At 34.5% G+C, this 18,702-nt stretch carries 19 protein-coding genes; 10 read left to right on the top strand and 9 right to left on the bottom strand.

The window, feature by feature from the left end; genetic code table 11:
* The first annotated feature begins 90 nt into the window (after window positions 1–90).
* Complete coding sequence (locus GNY06_RS12480) at window positions 91–525, top strand: PepSY-like domain-containing protein (RefSeq protein ID WP_166520384.1); 435 nt, start codon at window positions 91–93, stop codon at window positions 523–525.
* A gap of 567 nt (window positions 526–1,092) precedes the next feature.
* Here the strand turns inward: GNY06_RS12480 and GNY06_RS12475 are convergent.
* On the bottom strand, window positions 1,093–1,329 hold the full coding sequence (locus GNY06_RS12475; protein ID WP_166520353.1) for a hypothetical protein: 237 nt from the start codon (window positions 1,327–1,329) through the stop codon (window positions 1,093–1,095).
* 379 nt (window positions 1,330–1,708) lie between these two features.
* On the opposite strand from GNY06_RS12475, the gene GNY06_RS14415 reads away from it, so the two are divergent.
* The 3 genes from GNY06_RS14415 to GNY06_RS12465 all read left to right on the top strand — a co-directional run bounded on the left by GNY06_RS14415 (window position 1,709) and on the right by GNY06_RS12465 (window position 3,526).
* Window positions 1,709–2,209 (top strand): ATP-grasp domain-containing protein, encoded by a 501-nt coding sequence (locus tag GNY06_RS14415; RefSeq protein ID WP_244614438.1) that lies wholly within the window; start codon window positions 1,709–1,711, stop codon window positions 2,207–2,209.
* A complete protein-coding gene (locus GNY06_RS14410; RefSeq protein WP_244614437.1) occupies window positions 2,187–2,354 on the top strand; it encodes a hypothetical protein in 168 nt (55 codons plus the stop codon). The genes GNY06_RS14415 and GNY06_RS14410 overlap by 23 nt, the downstream gene beginning before the upstream one ends.
* A 209-nt stretch (window positions 2,355–2,563) precedes the next feature.
* Entirely contained in the window at window positions 2,564–3,526 is a 963-nt protein-coding gene (locus tag GNY06_RS12465) for an aldo/keto reductase (protein WP_166520383.1), read from the top strand.
* Window positions 3,527–4,527: 1,001 nt separating this feature from the next.
* On the opposite strand, the gene GNY06_RS12460 is transcribed toward GNY06_RS12465, so the two are convergent.
* Both GNY06_RS12460 and GNY06_RS12455 read right to left on the bottom strand, forming a co-directional pair.
* A complete protein-coding gene (locus GNY06_RS12460; protein WP_166520382.1) occupies window positions 4,528–4,758 on the bottom strand; it encodes a putative signal transducing protein in 231 nt (76 codons plus the stop codon).
* A gap of 604 nt (window positions 4,759–5,362) precedes the next feature.
* Complete coding sequence (locus GNY06_RS12455) at window positions 5,363–6,229, bottom strand: DMT family transporter (RefSeq protein ID WP_166520381.1); 867 nt, start codon at window positions 6,227–6,229, stop codon at window positions 5,363–5,365.
* Between the two features lie 99 nt (window positions 6,230–6,328).
* On the opposite strand from GNY06_RS12455, the gene GNY06_RS12450 reads away from it, so the two are divergent.
* Window positions 6,329–7,186 (top strand): LysR family transcriptional regulator, encoded by an 858-nt coding sequence (locus tag GNY06_RS12450; protein WP_166520380.1) that lies wholly within the window; start codon window positions 6,329–6,331, stop codon window positions 7,184–7,186.
* Between the two features lie 8 nt (window positions 7,187–7,194).
* Here the strand turns inward: GNY06_RS12450 and GNY06_RS12445 are convergent, their stop codons facing one another.
* The 3 genes from GNY06_RS12445 to amaB all read right to left on the bottom strand — a co-directional run bounded on the left by GNY06_RS12445 (window position 7,195) and on the right by amaB (window position 11,355).
* Complete coding sequence (locus GNY06_RS12445; RefSeq protein ID WP_166520379.1) at window positions 7,195–7,641, bottom strand: GNAT family N-acetyltransferase; 447 nt, start codon at window positions 7,639–7,641, stop codon at window positions 7,195–7,197.
* 798 nt (window positions 7,642–8,439) lie between these two features.
* Window positions 8,440–9,762 carry an L-lysine 6-transaminase gene (lat, locus tag GNY06_RS12440; protein ID WP_166520378.1) on the bottom strand — a complete coding sequence of 441 codons (1,323 nt, stop codon included), beginning with the start codon at window positions 9,760–9,762 and terminating at the stop codon, window positions 8,440–8,442.
* A 42-nt stretch (window positions 9,763–9,804) separates the two neighbouring features.
* Entirely contained in the window at window positions 9,805–11,355 is a 1,551-nt protein-coding gene (gene amaB, locus GNY06_RS12435; RefSeq protein WP_166520377.1) for an L-piperidine-6-carboxylate dehydrogenase, read from the bottom strand.
* A 171-nt stretch (window positions 11,356–11,526) separates the two neighbouring features.
* Between amaB and GNY06_RS12430 the strand changes: the two genes are divergently transcribed.
* Together GNY06_RS12430 and GNY06_RS12425 are read left to right on the top strand one after the other, a co-directional pair.
* The gene (locus GNY06_RS12430) at window positions 11,527–11,706 is read left to right on the top strand and encodes a hypothetical protein (protein ID WP_166520376.1); all 180 of its coding nucleotides are present in this window, start codon (window positions 11,527–11,529) and stop codon (window positions 11,704–11,706) included.
* Window positions 11,707–11,926: 220 nt separating this feature from the next.
* Window positions 11,927–12,832, top strand: coding sequence for a CorA family divalent cation transporter (locus tag GNY06_RS12425; protein WP_166520375.1), 906 nt, complete (start codon window positions 11,927–11,929; stop codon window positions 12,830–12,832).
* 54 nt (window positions 12,833–12,886) lie between these two features.
* Here the strand turns inward: GNY06_RS12425 and GNY06_RS12420 are convergent, their stop codons facing one another.
* Entirely contained in the window at window positions 12,887–14,008 is a 1,122-nt protein-coding gene (locus tag GNY06_RS12420) for a DNA polymerase III subunit (RefSeq protein ID WP_166520407.1), read from the bottom strand.
* A 195-nt stretch (window positions 14,009–14,203) separates the two neighbouring features.
* Between GNY06_RS12420 and GNY06_RS12415 the strand changes: the two genes are divergently transcribed.
* Entirely contained in the window at window positions 14,204–15,472 is a 1,269-nt protein-coding gene (locus GNY06_RS12415; protein ID WP_166520374.1) for a hypothetical protein, read from the top strand.
* Between the two features lies 1 nt (window position 15,473).
* Window positions 15,474–16,070: an LPS export ABC transporter periplasmic protein LptC gene (gene lptC / locus GNY06_RS12410; protein WP_166520373.1), complete on the top strand. Its 597-nt coding sequence runs from the start codon at window positions 15,474–15,476 to the stop codon at window positions 16,068–16,070.
* A gap of 335 nt (window positions 16,071–16,405) precedes the next feature.
* On the opposite strand, the gene GNY06_RS12405 is transcribed toward lptC, so the two are convergent.
* Window positions 16,406–16,792 carry an SRPBCC family protein gene (locus GNY06_RS12405; protein ID WP_166520372.1) on the bottom strand — a complete coding sequence of 129 codons (387 nt, stop codon included), beginning with the start codon at window positions 16,790–16,792 and terminating at the stop codon, window positions 16,406–16,408.
* Window positions 16,793–16,831: 39 nt separating this feature from the next.
* On the opposite strand from GNY06_RS12405, the gene GNY06_RS12400 reads away from it, so the two are divergent.
* Window positions 16,832–17,434, top strand: a complete 603-nt coding sequence (locus tag GNY06_RS12400) for an NUDIX hydrolase (protein WP_166520371.1) — start codon at window positions 16,832–16,834, stop codon at window positions 17,432–17,434.
* Here GNY06_RS12400 and GNY06_RS12395 read toward each other — a convergent pair.
* Window positions 17,429–18,700, bottom strand: a complete 1,272-nt coding sequence (locus GNY06_RS12395; protein ID WP_166520370.1) for a UDP-N-acetylmuramoyl-tripeptide--D-alanyl-D-alanine ligase — start codon at window positions 18,698–18,700, stop codon at window positions 17,429–17,431. The two genes, GNY06_RS12400 and GNY06_RS12395, sit on opposite strands and share 6 nt — an antisense overlap.
* Window positions 18,701–18,702: the final 2 nt, after the last annotated feature.

The following is an 18,702-nucleotide window of genomic DNA, read 5'->3' as shown; positions in this document are numbered from 1 at the left end:
TATTTTTAAAAGTCCCTTTTAGGGACTTTTTTTATACTTTTTTCTTTAGAAAAAAAAGCTTACCTTTTCACTACACTATAACATTATATTATGAGAATCATTCACTTAAAAAAATCTTTGATTGCCTTAGCCTTAATGGCTATCAATCTTATGATAGCGCAAAAGCAAAGTATTCCCAAATCACAACTACCTTCTTCAGCCCAGTCTTTTTTAAATCAGCATATTAATGGCAGACCTTTTATTTATATTAAAAATGCTGAAAACCCTAACGATATAAATTATACAGTAAAATATAATAATGGTGTAGAAATAACTTTTCAAAGCGATGGTGGATGGAAAGAAATAAGTGCTAAAGAAACCCAGATGCCTACAAGCTTTATACCTCCGGCAATGATTAGTTATATTAATACCCATTATCCAGAAGATGTCATGATAAAAATAATGCAGACACCCGATCGATATGACATCACTCTAAAAAGTAATCGTAATTTGAGATTCGACAGACAAGGTAAATTTTTAAAATAGAAACATCTCATTTTCAATTCTCTCCATATTACAAAATATAATCCAGGAGCTGATCAAGTCTATATTGATTCAGCAAAACTTTGAATTAAAAAACTTTAACTGTAATAAATTTTTACGCAACAAAGTTTTTACAAATGCCAATATGCGTAGTATATCAAATCCGAAACGCGGCCTATTGATGTCGGCTGTATAAAAAAATTGATTCCCAATATGAAACTTATTTACAGCGCTTCCAATAAAGAAATAACAGAATAGCAGCGGTGTCCACCGGAATGGAATCCATAAAGAAGATCCCTATTCCCCTCAGTCATAAAATAACTAATCCTATTTTTGACTTGTCCCTTCAACTCAGGAAAATTACTTAAGCTGCCAATTTAATGGCAGAGCTCAATGAAAAAATCCAAAAATAAAATAATTTCCCTTACATAATATTTTGAAAAATCGGGTTCAGGTTCTCCGATAAAGACTCAAGAAAGTATCCCCAATCTATATAATGGATACAATTTTAAATCTGTTTTTAATTCTATTTGAACAAAGCATGAAGCTGTAATAAATAATAAATCCATCTTATAAATTTTGGATAGGGTCAGATAAATTACATTTATTTTTGGAAATAATGAGCTCATAGAAAAATATATCTACAATTTTATTTATCTCACCAACTGGTAGAATAATTAGGGTTTCCCCATTAGCTCCACCTACTATATATCTAGGAAAAAGCATTTTTTTTGCTTCGCTTTTATTATTAAATTTATATATTAATATTTCTATCAAAATGACAATAACCAACAAAAAAGTAGCCATTGTCTATCAATCACACACCCCCCTGAACAAAATGGCATTATAAAACCCATGAAACCTTGCTGCTATTCTGACAGTGGAGCAGATATCGCCTACTCGTTGCAACGTCAAAAAACAGACATCGTAAGCCCTGTAAATCACCCTGATATAAAAAACGATTTGATTGGGTTTTCCCCGATACAAAGCAAGGTATACAAGAGGCCATTGACAAGGGAACCTCTGTGATCTGGCTAAACACGGTTCTCTATAAAGTGCATCCCATTGAATCCTTTAAGGGGATTTATATTGTAGGGCAAATAGCAGAAACGTAGATATATTTGACGATAAATGCCTGACCAATGAATTATTACGAAAATATTCTTTAACTATTCCTAATAGCCTGATGATTCATTATAATATAAAAAATAAATGCAAACATTATTTTCCTCTTCCCACAGTAATAAAACTTGTTAGAGGCAGAGACCGTCAGGGCGTATCAGTGGTCAGGACACATGCTCAACTTACAAAAATATTGAAAGAAATGTTCGCCTCCCACCAATATGGAAATCCACTTTATGTAGAAGAATTTTTGCCGGGTGAAGAAATAACTATCTCGGTGATGCCACTAGGTATATACACAATACATCACCAATCTGTTATCAAAGAAGAATACTGGTCTCTGCCTCCAGTAAGGAGATTTAATCACCAAAAAGGGATAGCTCCTTATAATGGAACGGTTGCCATCATTCATAATAACGAAGTCGTAAAGGATGAAAAGCTAAGATCTCCCCTCTTTAAAAAACTATGTAAAGATTGTGAGACGACAGCTTTTTTAGTAGGTGCTAAAGCGCCTATTCGCATTGATTGCCGCGAAAATGCTAATGGGGGAATATCTTTTATTTGACCTCAATATGAAGCCCAATATGACTGGGGCTTCTAGACCTCACCGTCAAGACCAGGATAGCTTAACCGCTTTAGCTGCTCGCAAAATTGGATGGAATTTTGATGACCTTATTATCAATATGCTTTCCCAGCATTCGAAAAAATAACAATGCTACGTCCAAGTCTCTATGCTAGTTTTATATAAATTTTAGGCGCTTTGTCTTTTTTTAATAAAAATATTTGCATATATTTATTTTTGTTTTTCCAGAAAACTTCTAAAAATAAACGGAGGTGTCTTGCTCTTCTTAATATAAGTCTCTTATTGAAAAAAGTTCCTAAATATGGGAAAACTATTATAATCTCAATATAAAAACACATGAAAAAAATTATTAAAAACACCGATTTGGAGATTTCGCCTATTAATTTGGGAGGGAATGTATTTGGATGGACCATAGATGAGAAACAGTCCTTTGATATTTTGGACCAGTTTACTGCTGCTGGTTTCAATTTTATAGATACCGCCGATACCTATCCATGGTGGTCAAATGGTACCGGAGGCTTATCGGAAGAAATTATCGGAAAATGGTTAAAATCCCGCAACAACAGGAAAAATATAATCATCGCTACAAAAGTAGGCTCCGAAACCAAAGAACATGGCTATGATATTAGTAAAAAGCATATAATCAAGTCTGTTGATGAATCTTTAAAGCGCTTAGGTACCGACTATATAGATTTGTATTATACCCATTTTGATGATAAGATAACCCCTATAGAAGAAACACTGAGTGCATACGATGAAATTATACGAGCGGGAAAAGTGCGTTATATCGCAGCCTCTAACCTTTCACCAGAGCGCCTGATAGAATCATTTGAAGTGGCAGAGAAAAACAATCTTCCTAAATACGTAGCGTTACAGCCTCTTTACAATTTAGTTGAGAGAGAGAGTTTTGAAAAAACTTATGCTCCCTTGGCCGAACAATACCATTTGAGCGTATTTCCCTACTGGTCTCTGGCCGCTGGTTTCTTAACAGGGAAGTATAAAAATGAAATTGACTTTGAGAAAACTACACGAGGAGCTTCATTAAAGAAATATTTTAATGAAAAGGGAAAAGCTATTTTATCGACTCTGGATCAGCTTGCCGATAAGCATAAAAGTCAACCAGCCACTATTGCTCTAGCCTGGTTACTCTCTCATCCTCTGGTCACAGCCCCTATTGCTAGTGCTACGAATGAAAAACAATTGAAGACGCTACTAGAAGCTCCTCAATTATCATTGGACGCTGAAGATATTAAACGATTAAACCATATAACCAAAGAAAAAGATATAGACGCAAATTAACCAAAGAAAATCCTCGAGAGGAATGATGAACTCTTAAATAAGGTGCTAAAAAACAATAAAAAAATCTTGAACAAGATAATTGGATAAGACCTATGGAGTCTGCCATAAAATTTAGAGTGTAGATGATCGGGTAAGTCTATTGAGGCCAAACAAATACGGGTATCCAACATTAGTTTTGACCAAGTTTTCTTAATGAAAAAACCTTCATTTAAAACATTAATCCACTGATATGTAACCTTTCCAACACTGAATAGATTGCTATTCGGATACTTATTCTTGTACTTTATAAAACAGAGATTAACATGTTACTGAATTTATTTGCTGAGAATAGATTGGGGATTGATGCAATGATCTTTTATAAACCTAAGTATTCTCAAGCAAATATTTAGGTATCTACCCATGCGAAACACTCTTAAGACCAGCGGCTATAAAGAAGGGCGGTAAGAATAATTAGCTAGCTCTCTACTGATGCAGAAAGAGTAGTCTATGACTTTTATAACCCAGAAGAGTTGTTTTTAAGCTATAAAAAAACAACTCTTAAAAGCTACATGAAAAAGAGAGAATGACAATAAATAAATCAGAATCCCATTAGGATAAGCCTAATTAAAACAGTTTTAGCGCATATTTATGGGTGTTTTTTTATATTAAGTCTCTCCTATTATTTTCAATTGTCCACACTTTTAAATACATTTATTATTCAATTGTTGACATATATTTATGGCTACATTCAAAGCAGTAGTACAAAATAAAAAATCGTACGGAAATTACAACGTAAAAAATACAGGTTACCTATAAACCTTGTAATACGTTGTATTTCAATAAATCTCATTCATCACCTAGGCTAAGTTATGCCCTGCAGAAATATATTTTATTTTTTCTCAACATAAAGGATTTTGCTTAGATAAGCATACAGCATCCTAATGAACTTATAAAATGACACAAACCATCTGAGCTATTCATTATTTAATTTTATATTTTTAAATAATGTGAGTAAAGAGAGTTTAACTCTCTCTTGTTTCTTTTAAATAATTATCTATAATGTCAAAAGCTTTTTTCTCATCTTTAAGATCTACCTTAACTTGTAAATTGGTCGCTGTAGGTGTAGAGAGAAAGCTCATATAGGAGTTTTCAACGTCAGCTTCTATACCTGCTTCTTCCAATTTTGCTTTTATTAATTGTATTTCTTGGGGATTATCTCCTTCAAAAACAGATACTCTAGTGTTTAATTCCATAGTAAATTTCTTATTAAAACGATATTAAAGTTATAAAAAAAATAGATAACTCCCAATTTTCATGCAATAAATATTGGATTTGCAAATATCGGATAGATAAAAAATGAGCGTTTTATTTAATCTGCATATCTTGATTCGTTAGACAATAAATATCTAAGCTTCCATATAGTTAATTTTCGTGGAGATCAATAGTTCCTATTATTGCGGAAGTTTTTTGTATATTCAAAAACAGAGTTTTAACCGGTAATATCAGTTCCTGTTTTGTAGACGGATACAATTATTTACACGGATTAACGAAAACGAAATTAGGCTCTTCCTATGCGTAATCTAAGAGAGATGGATTTACCATTAGGTCTGTATGGTAATCTGAGATCCATATTTGTTTCGGATGTTTTATTGATGAAGCTTTATGAACAGCTATGCATCCAGAATATCTTCACAATAGGTTTTGTTGAAACATTTGCTCATACATAATATTCTTTTGTGGTTTGTCTCTTGTACATTTATCCATTTCATATCATTTCCTAACACTGCTGAATATGGCAGAATGATATATTCCTAATAAAAATTCTCGTTAACTTATTTATGTTTTAAATCGTTTTTTTTAATGCATTTTCTTAAATTTTATTTCTGTAATTATTGTCGCCATCAATATTAAACTACCTCCGCATAATAATCGTCCATCAAGACTTTCATTTAAAATAAAAAATGCTGCTATAGCGGCGAAAATAGGATCAAAAAGATAGATGATCGCTACTTTCTCTGAACTAATATATTTTTGAGAGATATTTGAAACAGAGTACATATATGCAGTGGAAAATAGGGCACAATAAATAATACCTATCCAAAATTTATGATTCTGAGGAGTCCAATCAGATGAACCATCAAATAAAGATAAAATGAGCATTATTAATGCAGCCGTTGCAAACATTGGAACCAGTGTTGGAATAATATTTTTTCTACCTGCATATTGTTCTACTTTAATCAGATAATACGCAAAGCCTATAGCTCCGAATAAAACATAAGCATCGCCTATATTTATTACCAAATGGCCATTAATAGTGATAATAAACAGCCCCAATAATGCTAGTATAGCAGCGAGCCAAATCTTTATTTCGATTTTTGTTTTATAAAAGATGGTTTTTATAAAAGGGATAATTACCACACACATACCAGCTACAAAAGCACATTGTGATGCAGATGTGTGCTTTACCAGACCTAAGGTTTGAAAATAAATTGCAAATGTAAGCGGAATCGCTAGAGAGACCCCAGCTTTAATTGCCAGTTTATCAATGCTTTTCAGGTGTTTTGAAAAAATTATAGCTACCGAAATTGTAGCCAGTACAAACCTGTAGAAAAGAAATGTTGATTGAGAAAAATGACCTATTGATAGTTTAGTAACAGGAAATGAAATCCCCCAAAATGCAGTTCCTAATATTAGCAGGATTAAATACAAGTTTTTATTTTCCATATTATTCTAAAGTTAATATTTAAAAAAAGAGATTAGGTTCATCATATATAAATACAATAAAATGTTTATTTTTGTCCAACTAATAATGAATATGCATCAATGAACATTCAGCAATTAAAATATTTTCTGGAACTGGCTAAAGAATTGCACTTCTGGAATACAGCAGCAAAAATAAATATTACCCAATCCGCTCTCAGCCGTCAAATCCAATCTTTAGAAAACCAACTCGGTGTACAGTTGTTTTACCGTGATAAGCGAAATGTCAAACTAACTCCGGCAGGAAAATTTTTACAGGAAAAGTTGGGGAACGAATTGGTTCAGCTTCATGCGTACCAGCAGATTGCCCAACAAATTCACTTGGGAGAAAGGGGAACAATAAGGATAGCTTATCCAGATTCCATATCTTCATCAATTATACCTGATTTCATAAAAAGAGTTTCTGAAGTTTTTCCAAAACTTAAATTAGAACTGGTACAGCTTCCTTATAAAATTCAGGAAGAATATCTTAAAAATTTCAAAATAGATTTAGTTTTTGGCCGTGATGCAAGTAAATCAGTTACTATAGATGCAAAAAAAATTCATTATGAAAACCTTTCATTTGTAGTTCCTGAAAATCACCATTTCAAAACTTTAACCGATATTTCTGAAAGTACTTTCGAGGGACAAAAATTCATTCTCACAACCGAGGATCATAGCAGTAGTTATAATAAACTCATCCAGGAAGTTCTCCAATCTTACAAAATACCGCAGGACACTTATATACATTGTGAATTTGGTTCAACTATTATTTCCTTGATCAAAAAAGGCTTGGGTATTTCGATTTTACCGCATTCATACCAACTTCATGAAAACAAGGCAGTGAGATTTATTCCCATCCCATTTGTAACTGATCTTTATATACATTGGAGAAAAGACGATCCAAACCCTATCTTGAAAAAGATCTTGGAATTTATATAGTCCCTTATTTATTTCCTGATCATTTGTATGTGAGGTATCCCATCCTCATCATATGGCTCACCAACTTCTACAAATCCTAGTGAGTTATAGAATTTTAGTAAATATTGTTGTGCTCCAATACGAATGGTAGAACTTTTAAATAGATCTTCGCAGACTTCCATAGACTTCTCCATAAGTTTCTTTCCCAACTTTAATGCCCTATAATCAGAACGAATAACCACTCTCCCAATAGAAGTTTCCGGATAAGATACACCCCCTGGAAGTATTCTTGTATATCCTGCAAATTTATGATCAACGAAACACATTAAGTGATAACATCTTTGGTCTTTATCATCCAAATCCTGATAGGCGCAATTTTGCTCTACCACAAATACTTCGTTTCTTAATTTCAGTATCTCATAAAGCTCTGTATTATCCAATTCTCTAAATGCTTTTACTAAATATTCGATTTTCATAGTTTTTTTATCATTAATGATATCTGTATAGCTTTTACTTTACTTCGCAAAAGTACGATATTCACCAATGCAATAAAATGTTAATTACTCATAATACAATGCAAATTATGCAACAGTATATACTGAATTAAATGGTTAAAGTTTTTATCCGAATTGATCAAGTGTCAGTTATTGAAAACAAAGGAATCTTGATGGATGGAGATCTTTTTATTCTTAATAAATATACCTCAATATATTTCGTTAAAAAGGATAATTGTTTCTGAATACTAGCTGTTTCTTTTTAAAAATCCTTGCTGAATGCCAACACAGCTGGACCTGATGCAAACAGAATAGTCTTATATAAAAAAATGCTTCTTTTCATCATGCTTATTCTAATCAAATATAAGCCATCAAAACCTAATTCATTTGTGAATGTATATCATCACACAACGCCCCCTGTTTAAGGTTTAAGCGGTTAATTGCTCGCATACATCCTTTTTGAGCTCAAGTGCCCGATAAATGATGTTTTTCTTTGATGGCTCCCTTAGAGTAGCGATTTTAAAATTTTCCTATATATTCCCTATTTTTCTCAGCATACATAAAGATGGGCTAAAATATTATCCGCAATCGAATAAACAAAATAATTGTAACAACTAATGCATTGCTGAAAGCAAGTATTGTCTTAAAACAGAATAAATCATAAACATTTACCCATAAGACCTGAATTCACTGTTCATGACATTCCTCCAGATCCGGATAGTTTTTCGCCAAGTTCTGTCCTCTGTATGACCAGCAAATACACAGTCTTCAATTGTGATTTTATAAATGGTCCTTTGTTACAACTGCGCTTATAGCACTTAGAACCTCCTCTAAATCGGGTTCTTGGATATTTAGATGCGGACGAAATCTTAGCGATTTCTCACCACAGGGTAAGATTAGGATTTGCTTTTCGATAAATAATTGGTTTTGAATTTCATTTCTTAACTCCGTGGAAGGAAGGTCTATGGCACACACTAAACCTAAACCTCTAGCATTAGAAATATAGTCTGGAAAGCTTTCTTGCAACTTTATTAAACCTGAGAGTAAAAATTCACCTTGTTTTTGTGCGTTTTGCACTAGATTTTCATTTTCAATAATTTCTAAAATCAGCTTTAAACGCAGCATATCGACAAAGTTTCCCCCAAAAGTGGAATTTATTCGAGAAGACTCTTTAAAGACATGTTGCTCCACCTGATCCAATTTCTCCTTATTGGCTAAAATGCCACAAACTTGAGTTTTTTTTCCAAAACTTAGTATATCCGGAATAACATTGATATGCTGAAAAGCAAACATCTTCCCCGTGATTCCTATTCCCGTTTGAACCTCATCAAAGATGAGCAGAATATCATTTTCATCACATATTTTTCTCAGATTCTGAAAGAACTCAGGGCGAAAATAATTATCCCCTCCCTCCGACTGGATAGGTTCTATAATAATACAAGCTACCTGATAGGGGTTTGCTAAAATAACTTCCTGAATATGCATTAATGCTTTAGCTTCCTGCTCCAGCGTAGTTGCTAAACTCTCTTCGGAAATCGGAAATTTTAATTTTGGATTGATAATTCTGGGCCAATTAAACTTAGGGAAGTACTCATATTTCCGAGGATCAGATGTATTGGTGAGCGATAGGGTATACCCTGAACGCCCATGAAAAGCCTGTTCAAAATGGATCACCATAGAGGCCTGAATTCGGCTTCCCTGTTGCCTATTTTTACGAGTCTTCCAATCAAATGCTGTTTTTAGTGCATTTTCGACAGCTAAAGCTCCTCCTTCAATAAAAAAGCAATACTGGAGTTCTTGAGGAATGACCACCCGGGAAAATACCTCTAAAAAATCAGCATATTCCTCAAAATAAATATCGCTGAGCGTAGGCTTATAAGTAGCATACTTAGCCAGCCATGCCTGATGTTGCAGGATATAGGGATGATTATATCCCACGGCTCCAGAGGCAAACATTGAGAACATATCCAAATAGGTTTTACCCGTAAGTTTATCGACAATTCGGGAAGCTTTAGAATTCTCGAAATCCATTACAATATCTAATCCATCAGCAAGCATATGCTTCTGTAAGGTTTTCTTTACACTGTTTTCTTTTGTAATCATAGATTTTTATTTTTTATTTTGTAAATAAGCTTTATTCTGAGATTAGATATCAAATTTAATCCCCTGGGCCAGAGGTAAATCTTTGGTATAATTTATCGTAGTGGTCTGCCGCCTCATATAGTATTTCCAGGCATCTGATCCGGACTCTCTGCCTCCCCCTGTTTCTTTCTCTCCCCCAAAAGCGCCTCCAATTTCAGCTCCGGAGGTTCCGATATTAACATTTGCTATTCCACAATCAGATCCTGCCGAGGAAAGAAATAATTCTGCTTCCCTGAGATTCTGCGTCATAATGGCTGAAGAAAGCCCCTGGGGAACATTGTTTTGCAGGGCAATGGCTTCTTCCATATCTTTATATTTTATAAGATAGAGAATAGGAGCAAAAGTTTCGTGCTGAACTATGGGATAAGAATTTTCGACTTCCGCGATACAAGGTTTTACATAACATTTGGATTTATATTCTTCCCCCACTAAAACCCCTCCTTCCACAATAAAATGCCCCCCTTGGTTTTTACATTGGGCAATGGCATCTTCATATTGCTTGACCGCCTGAACATCAATCAAAGGCCCCATGTGGTTTTGGTGCTCGAGAGGATTTCCTATTTTCAATTGTCTATAGGCCTCTACCAGCTTCTCCTTAACTTGAGCGTAGATACTGTGGTGAATAATAAGCCTGCGGGTAGAAGTACAGCGCTGCCCTGCTGTGCCGACCGCTCCAAACACAGCGCCTATTATGGCCATATCTAAATCTGCATTTTCGGTAATAATAATCGCATTATTTCCACCCAACTCCAGTATTGACCTGCCGAAGCGTGCTGCCACCTTAGAAGCTACCTGTCTCCCTACGGCTGTAGACCCTGTAAAGGAAACCAAAGGAATTTCTGGTTGATTTACAATTTTTTCACCAATTTCTGCCCCACCTATTACCAAATTGCAAACACCCTCTGACAATTGGTTCTCCTTTAGTACCTCTGCCATTATATTTTGACAGGCTAAGGCACATAGAGGTGCTTTCTCAGAGGGTTTCCAAATAGTAACATTACCACATACCAAAGCCAAAGCGGCATTCCAACTCCATACTGCAACTGGAAAATTAAAGGCGGATATAATGCCTACAATCCCCAAGGGGTGATACTGCTCGTACATACGATGTCCCACTCGTTCGGAATGCATGGTATAGCCGTGCAATTGTCGGGAGAGTCCCACCGCAAAATCACATATATCAATCATCTCCTGCACCTCTCCCCAACCTTCTTGAAGACTCTTGCCTACCTCATACGAAACTAGCTTACCTAAATCATCCTTATATTGCCGAAGTTTTAAGCCTAATTGCCGAATAATTTCCCCTCTCTTAGGAGCCGGCAATAGCCTAAATTCAGCTGAGGCTTTCCGGGCTTGATGAAGAATTTTATCATAATCCCCTTCCGATACTTTTGTAAGGTTCGCAATCAGCTCACCGTCTACCGGAGAATGAGAGCCTATTGATGCACCCGACGCAAAGAACTGTGTTCCACAAGAGCCCCCTTGGTTGTCTCTACTAATGCCAAGCCGTTGCAGCGTTTGGTCCATTTTAAATTTTTGATGCTTATTAGTCATACCTGTAAATAATAGTTAAGTATTTATTAACCAATATAATCATTTTTATAGATTAGTGAATATAATCAACTCACATTGGATTAATTTTAACATTTTTTTTACAGATGTACCATAAACCAGCACTGCGATATGGTAATATTTGCCTATTTTTGTTAAAAACAGATTCAAGCCATGAAGTATCAAGATTCGGAAGCTACAACGTCTCGATGGAAGAGATGGATTAAAAGATTTGGTATCGGAGGTATTATTTTCTTTACCGTAAAGGGTATTATTACCTCTACACTGATCTATTTTCTTGGTAAAAACTTCTGGCAAGTGATCAAGGGATATTTGGCGTCCTGGTTTGAATAATACTATAAAATATTACGATAACTTAAAAACCTATGAACTCTAGGCCCTGTCTAAAATTTTATTTTCAAAAAAACATAAAACTTCTTTGCATTTTACTTAATTGGTAACTCTTCTATATTTTATTTTAGAAATCGGGGGGTATATTCCTCTATTACAAAAAGAAAAAAATATACAAGCCTAATCAATTTCTTAGAAAATAAATTTTATTTACATTTGCTTTATGCCGACTAAAGTATTATTTCAACAGGATAATTGTAAATGGATAGATGTCTCATCCCCTACAGATGAGGATTTGAAATCTTTACAAACGCTTTATAACATTAATAAACTCTTACTTCAAGACACCATCGCCTCCAACCACCTCCCTAAATATGAAGAAACCCAACATGTAAAATTTTTTCTCACTCGCGAAAATACAATACAAGAACGACCTAATCTAAAATCTATCAGTGACATCAGTACTAAAATAGGCATATTTATTACGGATGAAACGATTATTACCATTCACCTCCAACCTAGGGAAAGTATTACTCATACAAAAAAAGAATTAGACAGTCTTAAAAATCAGGACCAGATTACTCCCGATAAAATTGCGCTGAAGATCGCTTATAAAGTCATTAAGTCATTTGATCATGAAAGTGAACATATTCTTAATGTGCTCGATAAAATTGAATCCGACATATTTCTAAAAAAAAAATTGCAACCCAATCCGATAAGGCACTTGTATAAGTTAAAGCGAAAAACGGGACTAAACCTTCGCATTCTCAACATCTCTACGGATTGGGTGCATAATTTTGATAAATTATCTCTAGACCCTGTAGAAGTAATGGATTTGATAGTTAAACAGAAGAATGCCATAGCAAATTTCGAACACCTTAATCAGGAGATTTCGAATACTATATCACTATTCCTGGCGCTTAGTGATCAAAAGAACAATGAGGCTATGAAGCTTCTATCCATGTATTCGGTATACTTCTTACCTATCACTTTTATTGCCGGTATATACGGAATGAACTTCCGTAATATGCCAGAACTAGAGCAAGAATATGCCTACTACATTTGCCTTGGCGTGATGGCGCTAATCGCTCTTTTTACATTTATTTATTTTCGAAGAAAAAAGATGTGACACCCACTTCGTAATTACCAGCCTCCTTAATAAAATAAAGCTTCATGCATATTCTTATACTGCTGACCTGTGGATGTATCGGGTGAGTTTAATTCCCATATCCGTCCAAATAATTTTAGCATTTCCATTACGGTATAAATGCATATTCGCATTTGATAGCTCTTCCAAAATAGACTCTATATTCGCCCCGTGAATAAAACGGCTAAATCCTTCCCATTTAAATCCATTTTTACGAATAGAGTTGTATACCAAATCCTCTGCATCATAATTATGGAGTAAGGCCAAACGAAAAATCTCAGCGCAATAATCTAAAAAGCGCTTCTGCTTTTCTCTATTCCAGGAAGCGATCTCCCTTGCCCATAGAATTAAATCCCTGATGACAGCAGGTTTCGTTTTAGCCAGGAAAGCATTGCGCACCCATTGTACAAATAAAGCTTCAAATTCATCATTTCCCGTATCCTTTGAGAGGAGTTTAAGCGCTAAATTCCAATCGCCTTGAGCTTGAAAAGCTAATGTTCTAGCGCTTTCTAACGAAATAGCAAAACGTTGTACCAAAGCATGCTGTATCGTATCAGGTGGTATATTGGGTATGCTTAATAGCTGACAACGGGATAAAATAGTGGGTAAAACAAAATCTATGTTTTCTGCCAAAAGCAATATAATCGTTTTTTCCGGAGGCTCTTCCAAAAATTTTAAGAATTTATTAGCAGCCTGATCGTTCATTTTTTCAATCTTACTTATAATCAGAATCTTATAGGTACCCTCAAAACTTTTAAGTTTGAATTTCTCTATAATTTCTTCCACCTCATGTACAGAAATAATCATTTGCTTTTTCTCCGAATCAAGCTTGGCTATCCAATCCGCATCACTGGCATAGGGATTTGCCAAAATCATCTCGCGCCATTGCTTAAGGAAATTCTTGCTCAATGCCTTTCCTCCCTCTGTATAAGTAGGAAAGCTAAAATGGAGATCTAGATAATTAAGATTTTCTATTTTATGCTTTACAGAAGGGTTCTCTTTCATCAAGATATCCTTTACATAAGCCAAAGCTAGTGGAAGCCCTCCATAGCCTTCTTTTCCTACAAATAACTGAGCGTGGCTAATTCGATTTTCTTTTACCGAATCTCGAAGTGTTTTTTTTATCGTTTCCTGCCCTATAATATCGTTCCAGTGCATAGTACAAATATAGGTCGTATACCAACACCATACAAGCCAGATAAACTTATTCATCTATACCCTTCTCTACTATAAAATCAGAATAGAAAAAGCTTTCATGAAGACTTTTTTACATTATTTAACTTATTTTAAGTCCTAAATAATTTTTAGCTTTCATTATTTATTATGATATTTGCGCTTTGTTAAGTAAACTACATGAACAAAATTTTTGTTTTCGCTTTTATTGCATTAGGAACAAGTCTTGGTGCTCAGTCTATAGGTAATTCACCCTATGCCTCCTTTGGACTAGGAGATGTTAAATATGATAACGACCTTAATATCAGCGCTATGGGAGGTATCTCTTCTGCCTATATTCCAGATTTTTCTAATACTTTTAATTTCGCTAATCCGGCTGCCAATTTCAATCTTGAACTGACCTCGTTGAGGGGACAGGTAAGCAATGAAAATAATTTTTATAAATCTAACCAAACCGGATACGACAAAACAAAACATTCCAACTACCTCTCTAATATATCGATAGCTTTACCATTATCTTCAAAAGTTAAATTTGGCTTGTCCTATCAACCCTACAGCACTAAATCTTATAATATTATGACCCAGAAGAATTTAGGAGAGGAGAACCAACAATTTAATTTATTCAGAGGAGAGGGTAGCATCAATATGGTAGAAGGGGCTTTATCTTATCAGGTGGCTCAAGGTTTTGGATTAGGTTTTAAAACAAAATTCCATTTTGGTAAAATATCGGATATAGAAGAAAGTTTCTTCTCTAATTCAGAACTGATAAACGGTTTTGAAACTTCCAGCAAAATCAAAAGTTTTAATTTTACCTTCGGATCGGTATATCAATATAAAACACCTTCCGATAATAAACTTACGCTGGGTGCTACTTATCAATTCGGGAATAGTGGTACTATGGAATCTACTTATACCAACAGTACATATTTCTATACTAAAAATGTACGAAGAGATATAAATATTATAGAGAAAAAAAATAGTGAATCTAAGAATATAATTCCACAAGTATTTACAGCGGGTCTAGGTTATGGTAAGGATAACCGGTGGTTTACCTCTGCTCAGGTGGAATATACCAAAGGACGAAAATTAAACTATGTACTTCAAAATTTTGAGTATCAGGATGCTTACAAAATTTCTGCAGGTGGCTGGTTTTTACCTAATTCCAATGATTTTAGAAATTATTTTTCTCGAGTGACCTACAAATATGGTGGGTTTTACGAAAAAGGAGACTTAAATATTAATGGTAAAAATATTGATTCATATGGACTAAGTTTAGGTGCCAATTTTCCTTTAAAGCCGACCTCAAACTCTTTTAATAGTATTGATGTTTCAGTAGAATTGGGAAAAAGAGGCACTACACAAAATAATTTGGTACAACAAGGATTTATCAATTTAAAAGTTGGCTTTAATTTTGCGGATCGTTGGTTCATCAAAAATTTGTATAACTAAAATGAAAAAAACATATCAAGTGTTTTTAAAAAAATTAGCCGGAGTCTTTCCTTTGGCTATTTTTTTTCTATTCATATCCTGTGAGGAGAATGTTATTAGTATGAATACTAAAAAGAAAACAAACTTCCCTTCTAAAGTTGTTTATAATGCACAGATTATCAAACGAGATTCGGGTAAGATTTCTGTAAAGTTCAATGCCCCGCTCATAGAAGAATACGAATATGTGGATACGCCCTATGCTGAAACCAAAAAAGGGCTTTACATTGAACTTATTGATAAAAGGAAACCCAATACACCTGGGAAATTATGGGCGAATTATGCCAAGATGATTGAAGAAAAAGGATTTTACTTTGCCAAAGGAGATGTAAAAATCATCAATCCTGAGGGGCAAACCTTTAAAATGCAAAGTATTTTTTGGGACAAAAAAAACAAGAGAATGTATACCAAAGATACCGTATACATAACCGATAAAGAAGGCAATATTCTAATAGGTGCTAATGGAATGAATGCAAAAGATGATTTTAGCGAATATAGCCTATATAGTAGTTTTGGTGAAGGCAATGCCCAGGCCATCCCCGATCAGCAAGCTAAAAAATAAAGAAATCTTATGTTGATGAGAATATTTTTTCTTTCCCTCTTGTTTATCGAAGTCTAAAACGATTAGAGGTAGGAGTAGTTTGATACCCTGAAAAATATTTTCTTATCCCCCTAAATAATCTGAAAGCATATATTCTTCATTTTCTGATTCGCGATAGCCTTTTAACCAGTAGCTCATAAAAACTGTGGCTTTTTATTCTGAGCATATAATTAAACCTCAAAACACTTTGATTGCTATGAAAATGGGGTAAGAAAAATCCCTGGGGAATGAGATGAGAAGAAGATAAAAATCCTCTAGTAAGAGTAAAACATAAAAAAAACTCCGAATGGAGTTTTTTACAAATGTTCTATTTTATCCGTTACTGAATTAATAAAACTCTGCAGGGGTTTCTCCACCATCATTTTAATGAGGGGATTAAAAGCTCCATCGAATAATAATTGCACTTCTGTTTGAGTCGTATTCAATGCATTCATAGTACCCCTCAAAGAAAAGTTTAAAGAAGAGCTGGCTGAAGATAATACAACCTGTTGATCGTTGACTTCCTGAATCCTTAGCGCTATTTTAGGCATACCACTTAATTCAAAATTAAACTCTCCTTCTTTTGCTTCAAAAGCTTTTAGGTTATCGGGCATTAAGGATCTGTAATCGTTGGGTTTTTTTAATATTTCTTTCAATTCTGAAACCGATTTATTGACGATAATTTTTCTTCCCTCTAAATTCATTTTTTATATTTTTGTACTTACTTTTTAAACAGCAAACAAATGTATAAAGTTTTTATCAATGAAAGAAAATTATCCTTTACAAATACACAGCAAAAAACGGATAAAAATTTAAAATTTGTGAATGATAACACCTTCCATACGGCGATTGATCTCCTGGAAAATAGCCCAACCTCTTCTGTAAATATCTATGCAAGAGATACTGAAGAGGTATGGCGTATTTTTTTAGCAACTTTCAAAAATATAACAGCAGCAGGCGGGATCGTTTTGAATTCGAACAACGACATTCTATTTATCCATCGCTTATCCAAATGGGATCTTCCTAAGGGTAAAATGGAAGAAGGAGAATCTTCTGAAATAACTGCTCTTAGAGAAGTTGAAGAGGAATGCTCCATCAGCGATCTGAGTATAGAGAAATTTATTAGTCCTACTTACCATATGTACATGGATCAGGTTGGAAATAGAATTCTTAAGATCACCTATTGGTATAAAATGCTACACCACGGCCTCCAAAAACCTCACCCTCAAGAAATCGAAGGAATTACAAAAGCGGAATGGGTTCCTCAAAGAGACATAAAGACAAAGATTCTTCCCAATACCTTTCAAAACATACATCTTATTTTACAAGAAACACTAGATTTATAAAAGGTCTATCAAATTTTCTAAAGCTATGCCTCGGGAACCTTTCAACAAAATGTTTTGAGTCTGAACAGGATTTTTTCTTAAATATTGACCCGCTCTTTCCGTACTTTCAAAGGCAAGTTCAGATTGATTTACTTCTTTAAAAAGGGCTCCCACGGTAATTACCTCATCAAAATTAAAATGCCTGGCTAATTTTAAAACCCTCTCATGTTCCGCTCTACTCTCTTCTCCTAATTCCAACATATCTCCTAGAATAACAGTCTTAGCTCCCTTATATTGATTAAAGTTCTCTAAAGAAGCTTCCATACTGCTGGGGTTCGCATTGTAAGTATCTAGCACCAAAACTTTACCTTCTTTTTCTACCACCTGAGAGCGCATATTAGTAGGAGTATAGGCTTGTATGGCTTGTTTTATTGGTATGCTTTCCACCCCGAAATATAGCCCCAGAGAAAGCGCAGCGGAAAGGTTACTAAAATTATAAGATCCGGTTAATTGGGATAAACACCTCTCCCCTTCCAAACCAATACCTATTCTGTTGTTTTCAGAAAACATCTCGTACTGATAATCGGATGTATCTGTACCAAAAGTTATTTTTTTAGCATACTCCAAAGTTTTTTGCTTTTGGAGTATATCCGCTTCGTTTACCAAAATATATTTATGATGATCCATTAAGTAATCATAGAGTTCTGACTTGCCCTTTATCACCCCTTCAATACCTCCAAAACCCTCTAAATGAGCCTTCCCAAAATTAGTAATGTAGCCGTAATCGGGCTGGGTGATGCTACAGAGCAATTCAATTTCCTTTTGGTGATTGGCGCCCATTTCCACCACTGCTATTTCATGTTCAGGCTTTATAGAAAGCAAAGTTAAAGGAACACCAATATGATTGTTGAGGTTTCCTAGCGTATACTGAACCTTAAATTTTTGTGCTAAAATAACATAAATTAACTCTTTTGTAGTCGTCTTTCCATTGCTCCCGGTAAGACCTATAATGGGAATTTTTAGGTGATTTCGATGTTCTCTTGCTAAATCCTGTAATATTTGGAGAGTAGATGGAAAATAAAAAATATTTTTTTCCGGATTCTCAAAATTCGAATTTTCCACCACCACAGCCTTCGCTCCATTTCTTATCGCCTCTTCGGCTTGAGTAGCTGCGTCAAAGGATTTTCCTGAAAAAGCGAAAAATAAATCCCCTTTTTCTATTTTCCTGGAATCTATAACCACTTTATTACAAGTTTTATAGATAGCGTATAAGTGTTCTCTATTCATGA

It is taken from the genome of Elizabethkingia argenteiflava (assembly GCF_009904105.1).
Taxonomy (GTDB): Bacteria; Bacteroidota; Bacteroidia; order Flavobacteriales; family Weeksellaceae; genus Elizabethkingia; species Elizabethkingia argenteiflava.
This window is presented reverse-complemented; position numbering and strand designations above follow the sequence as displayed.

Coding starts and splice junctions, on each gene's coding strand:
- GNY06_RS12480 (WP_166520384.1), top strand. CDS start 91: ATGAGAATCATTCACTTAAAAAAATCTTTGATTGCCTTAGCCTTAATG.
- GNY06_RS12475 (WP_166520353.1), bottom strand. CDS start 1,329: ATGGCTACTTTTTTGTTGGTTATTGTCATTTTGATAGAAATATTAATA.
- GNY06_RS14415 (WP_244614438.1), top strand. CDS start 1,709: ATGATTCATTATAATATAAAAAATAAATGCAAACATTATTTTCCTCTT.
- GNY06_RS14410 (WP_244614437.1), top strand. CDS start 2,187: ATGGGGGAATATCTTTTATTTGACCTCAATATGAAGCCCAATATGACT.
- GNY06_RS12465 (WP_166520383.1), top strand. CDS start 2,564: ATGAAAAAAATTATTAAAAACACCGATTTGGAGATTTCGCCTATTAAT.
- GNY06_RS12460 (WP_166520382.1), bottom strand. CDS start 4,758: ATGGAATTAAACACTAGAGTATCTGTTTTTGAAGGAGATAATCCCCAA.
- GNY06_RS12455 (WP_166520381.1), bottom strand. CDS start 6,229: ATGGAAAATAAAAACTTGTATTTAATCCTGCTAATATTAGGAACTGCA.
- GNY06_RS12450 (WP_166520380.1), top strand. CDS start 6,329: ATGAACATTCAGCAATTAAAATATTTTCTGGAACTGGCTAAAGAATTG.
- GNY06_RS12445 (WP_166520379.1), bottom strand. CDS start 7,641: ATGAAAATCGAATATTTAGTAAAAGCATTTAGAGAATTGGATAATACA.
- lat (WP_166520378.1), bottom strand. CDS start 9,762: ATGATTACAAAAGAAAACAGTGTAAAGAAAACCTTACAGAAGCATATG.
- amaB (WP_166520377.1), bottom strand. CDS start 11,355: ATGACTAATAAGCATCAAAAATTTAAAATGGACCAAACGCTGCAACGG.
- GNY06_RS12430 (WP_166520376.1), top strand. CDS start 11,527: ATGAAGTATCAAGATTCGGAAGCTACAACGTCTCGATGGAAGAGATGG.
- GNY06_RS12425 (WP_166520375.1), top strand. CDS start 11,927: ATGCCGACTAAAGTATTATTTCAACAGGATAATTGTAAATGGATAGAT.
- GNY06_RS12420 (WP_166520407.1), bottom strand. CDS start 14,008: ATGCACTGGAACGATATTATAGGGCAGGAAACGATAAAAAAAACACTT.
- GNY06_RS12415 (WP_166520374.1), top strand. CDS start 14,204: ATGAACAAAATTTTTGTTTTCGCTTTTATTGCATTAGGAACAAGTCTT.
- lptC (WP_166520373.1), top strand. CDS start 15,474: ATGAAAAAAACATATCAAGTGTTTTTAAAAAAATTAGCCGGAGTCTTT.
- GNY06_RS12405 (WP_166520372.1), bottom strand. CDS start 16,792: ATGAATTTAGAGGGAAGAAAAATTATCGTCAATAAATCGGTTTCAGAA.
- GNY06_RS12400 (WP_166520371.1), top strand. CDS start 16,832: ATGTATAAAGTTTTTATCAATGAAAGAAAATTATCCTTTACAAATACA.
- GNY06_RS12395 (WP_166520370.1), bottom strand. CDS start 18,700: ATGAATAGAGAACACTTATACGCTATCTATAAAACTTGTAATAAAGTG.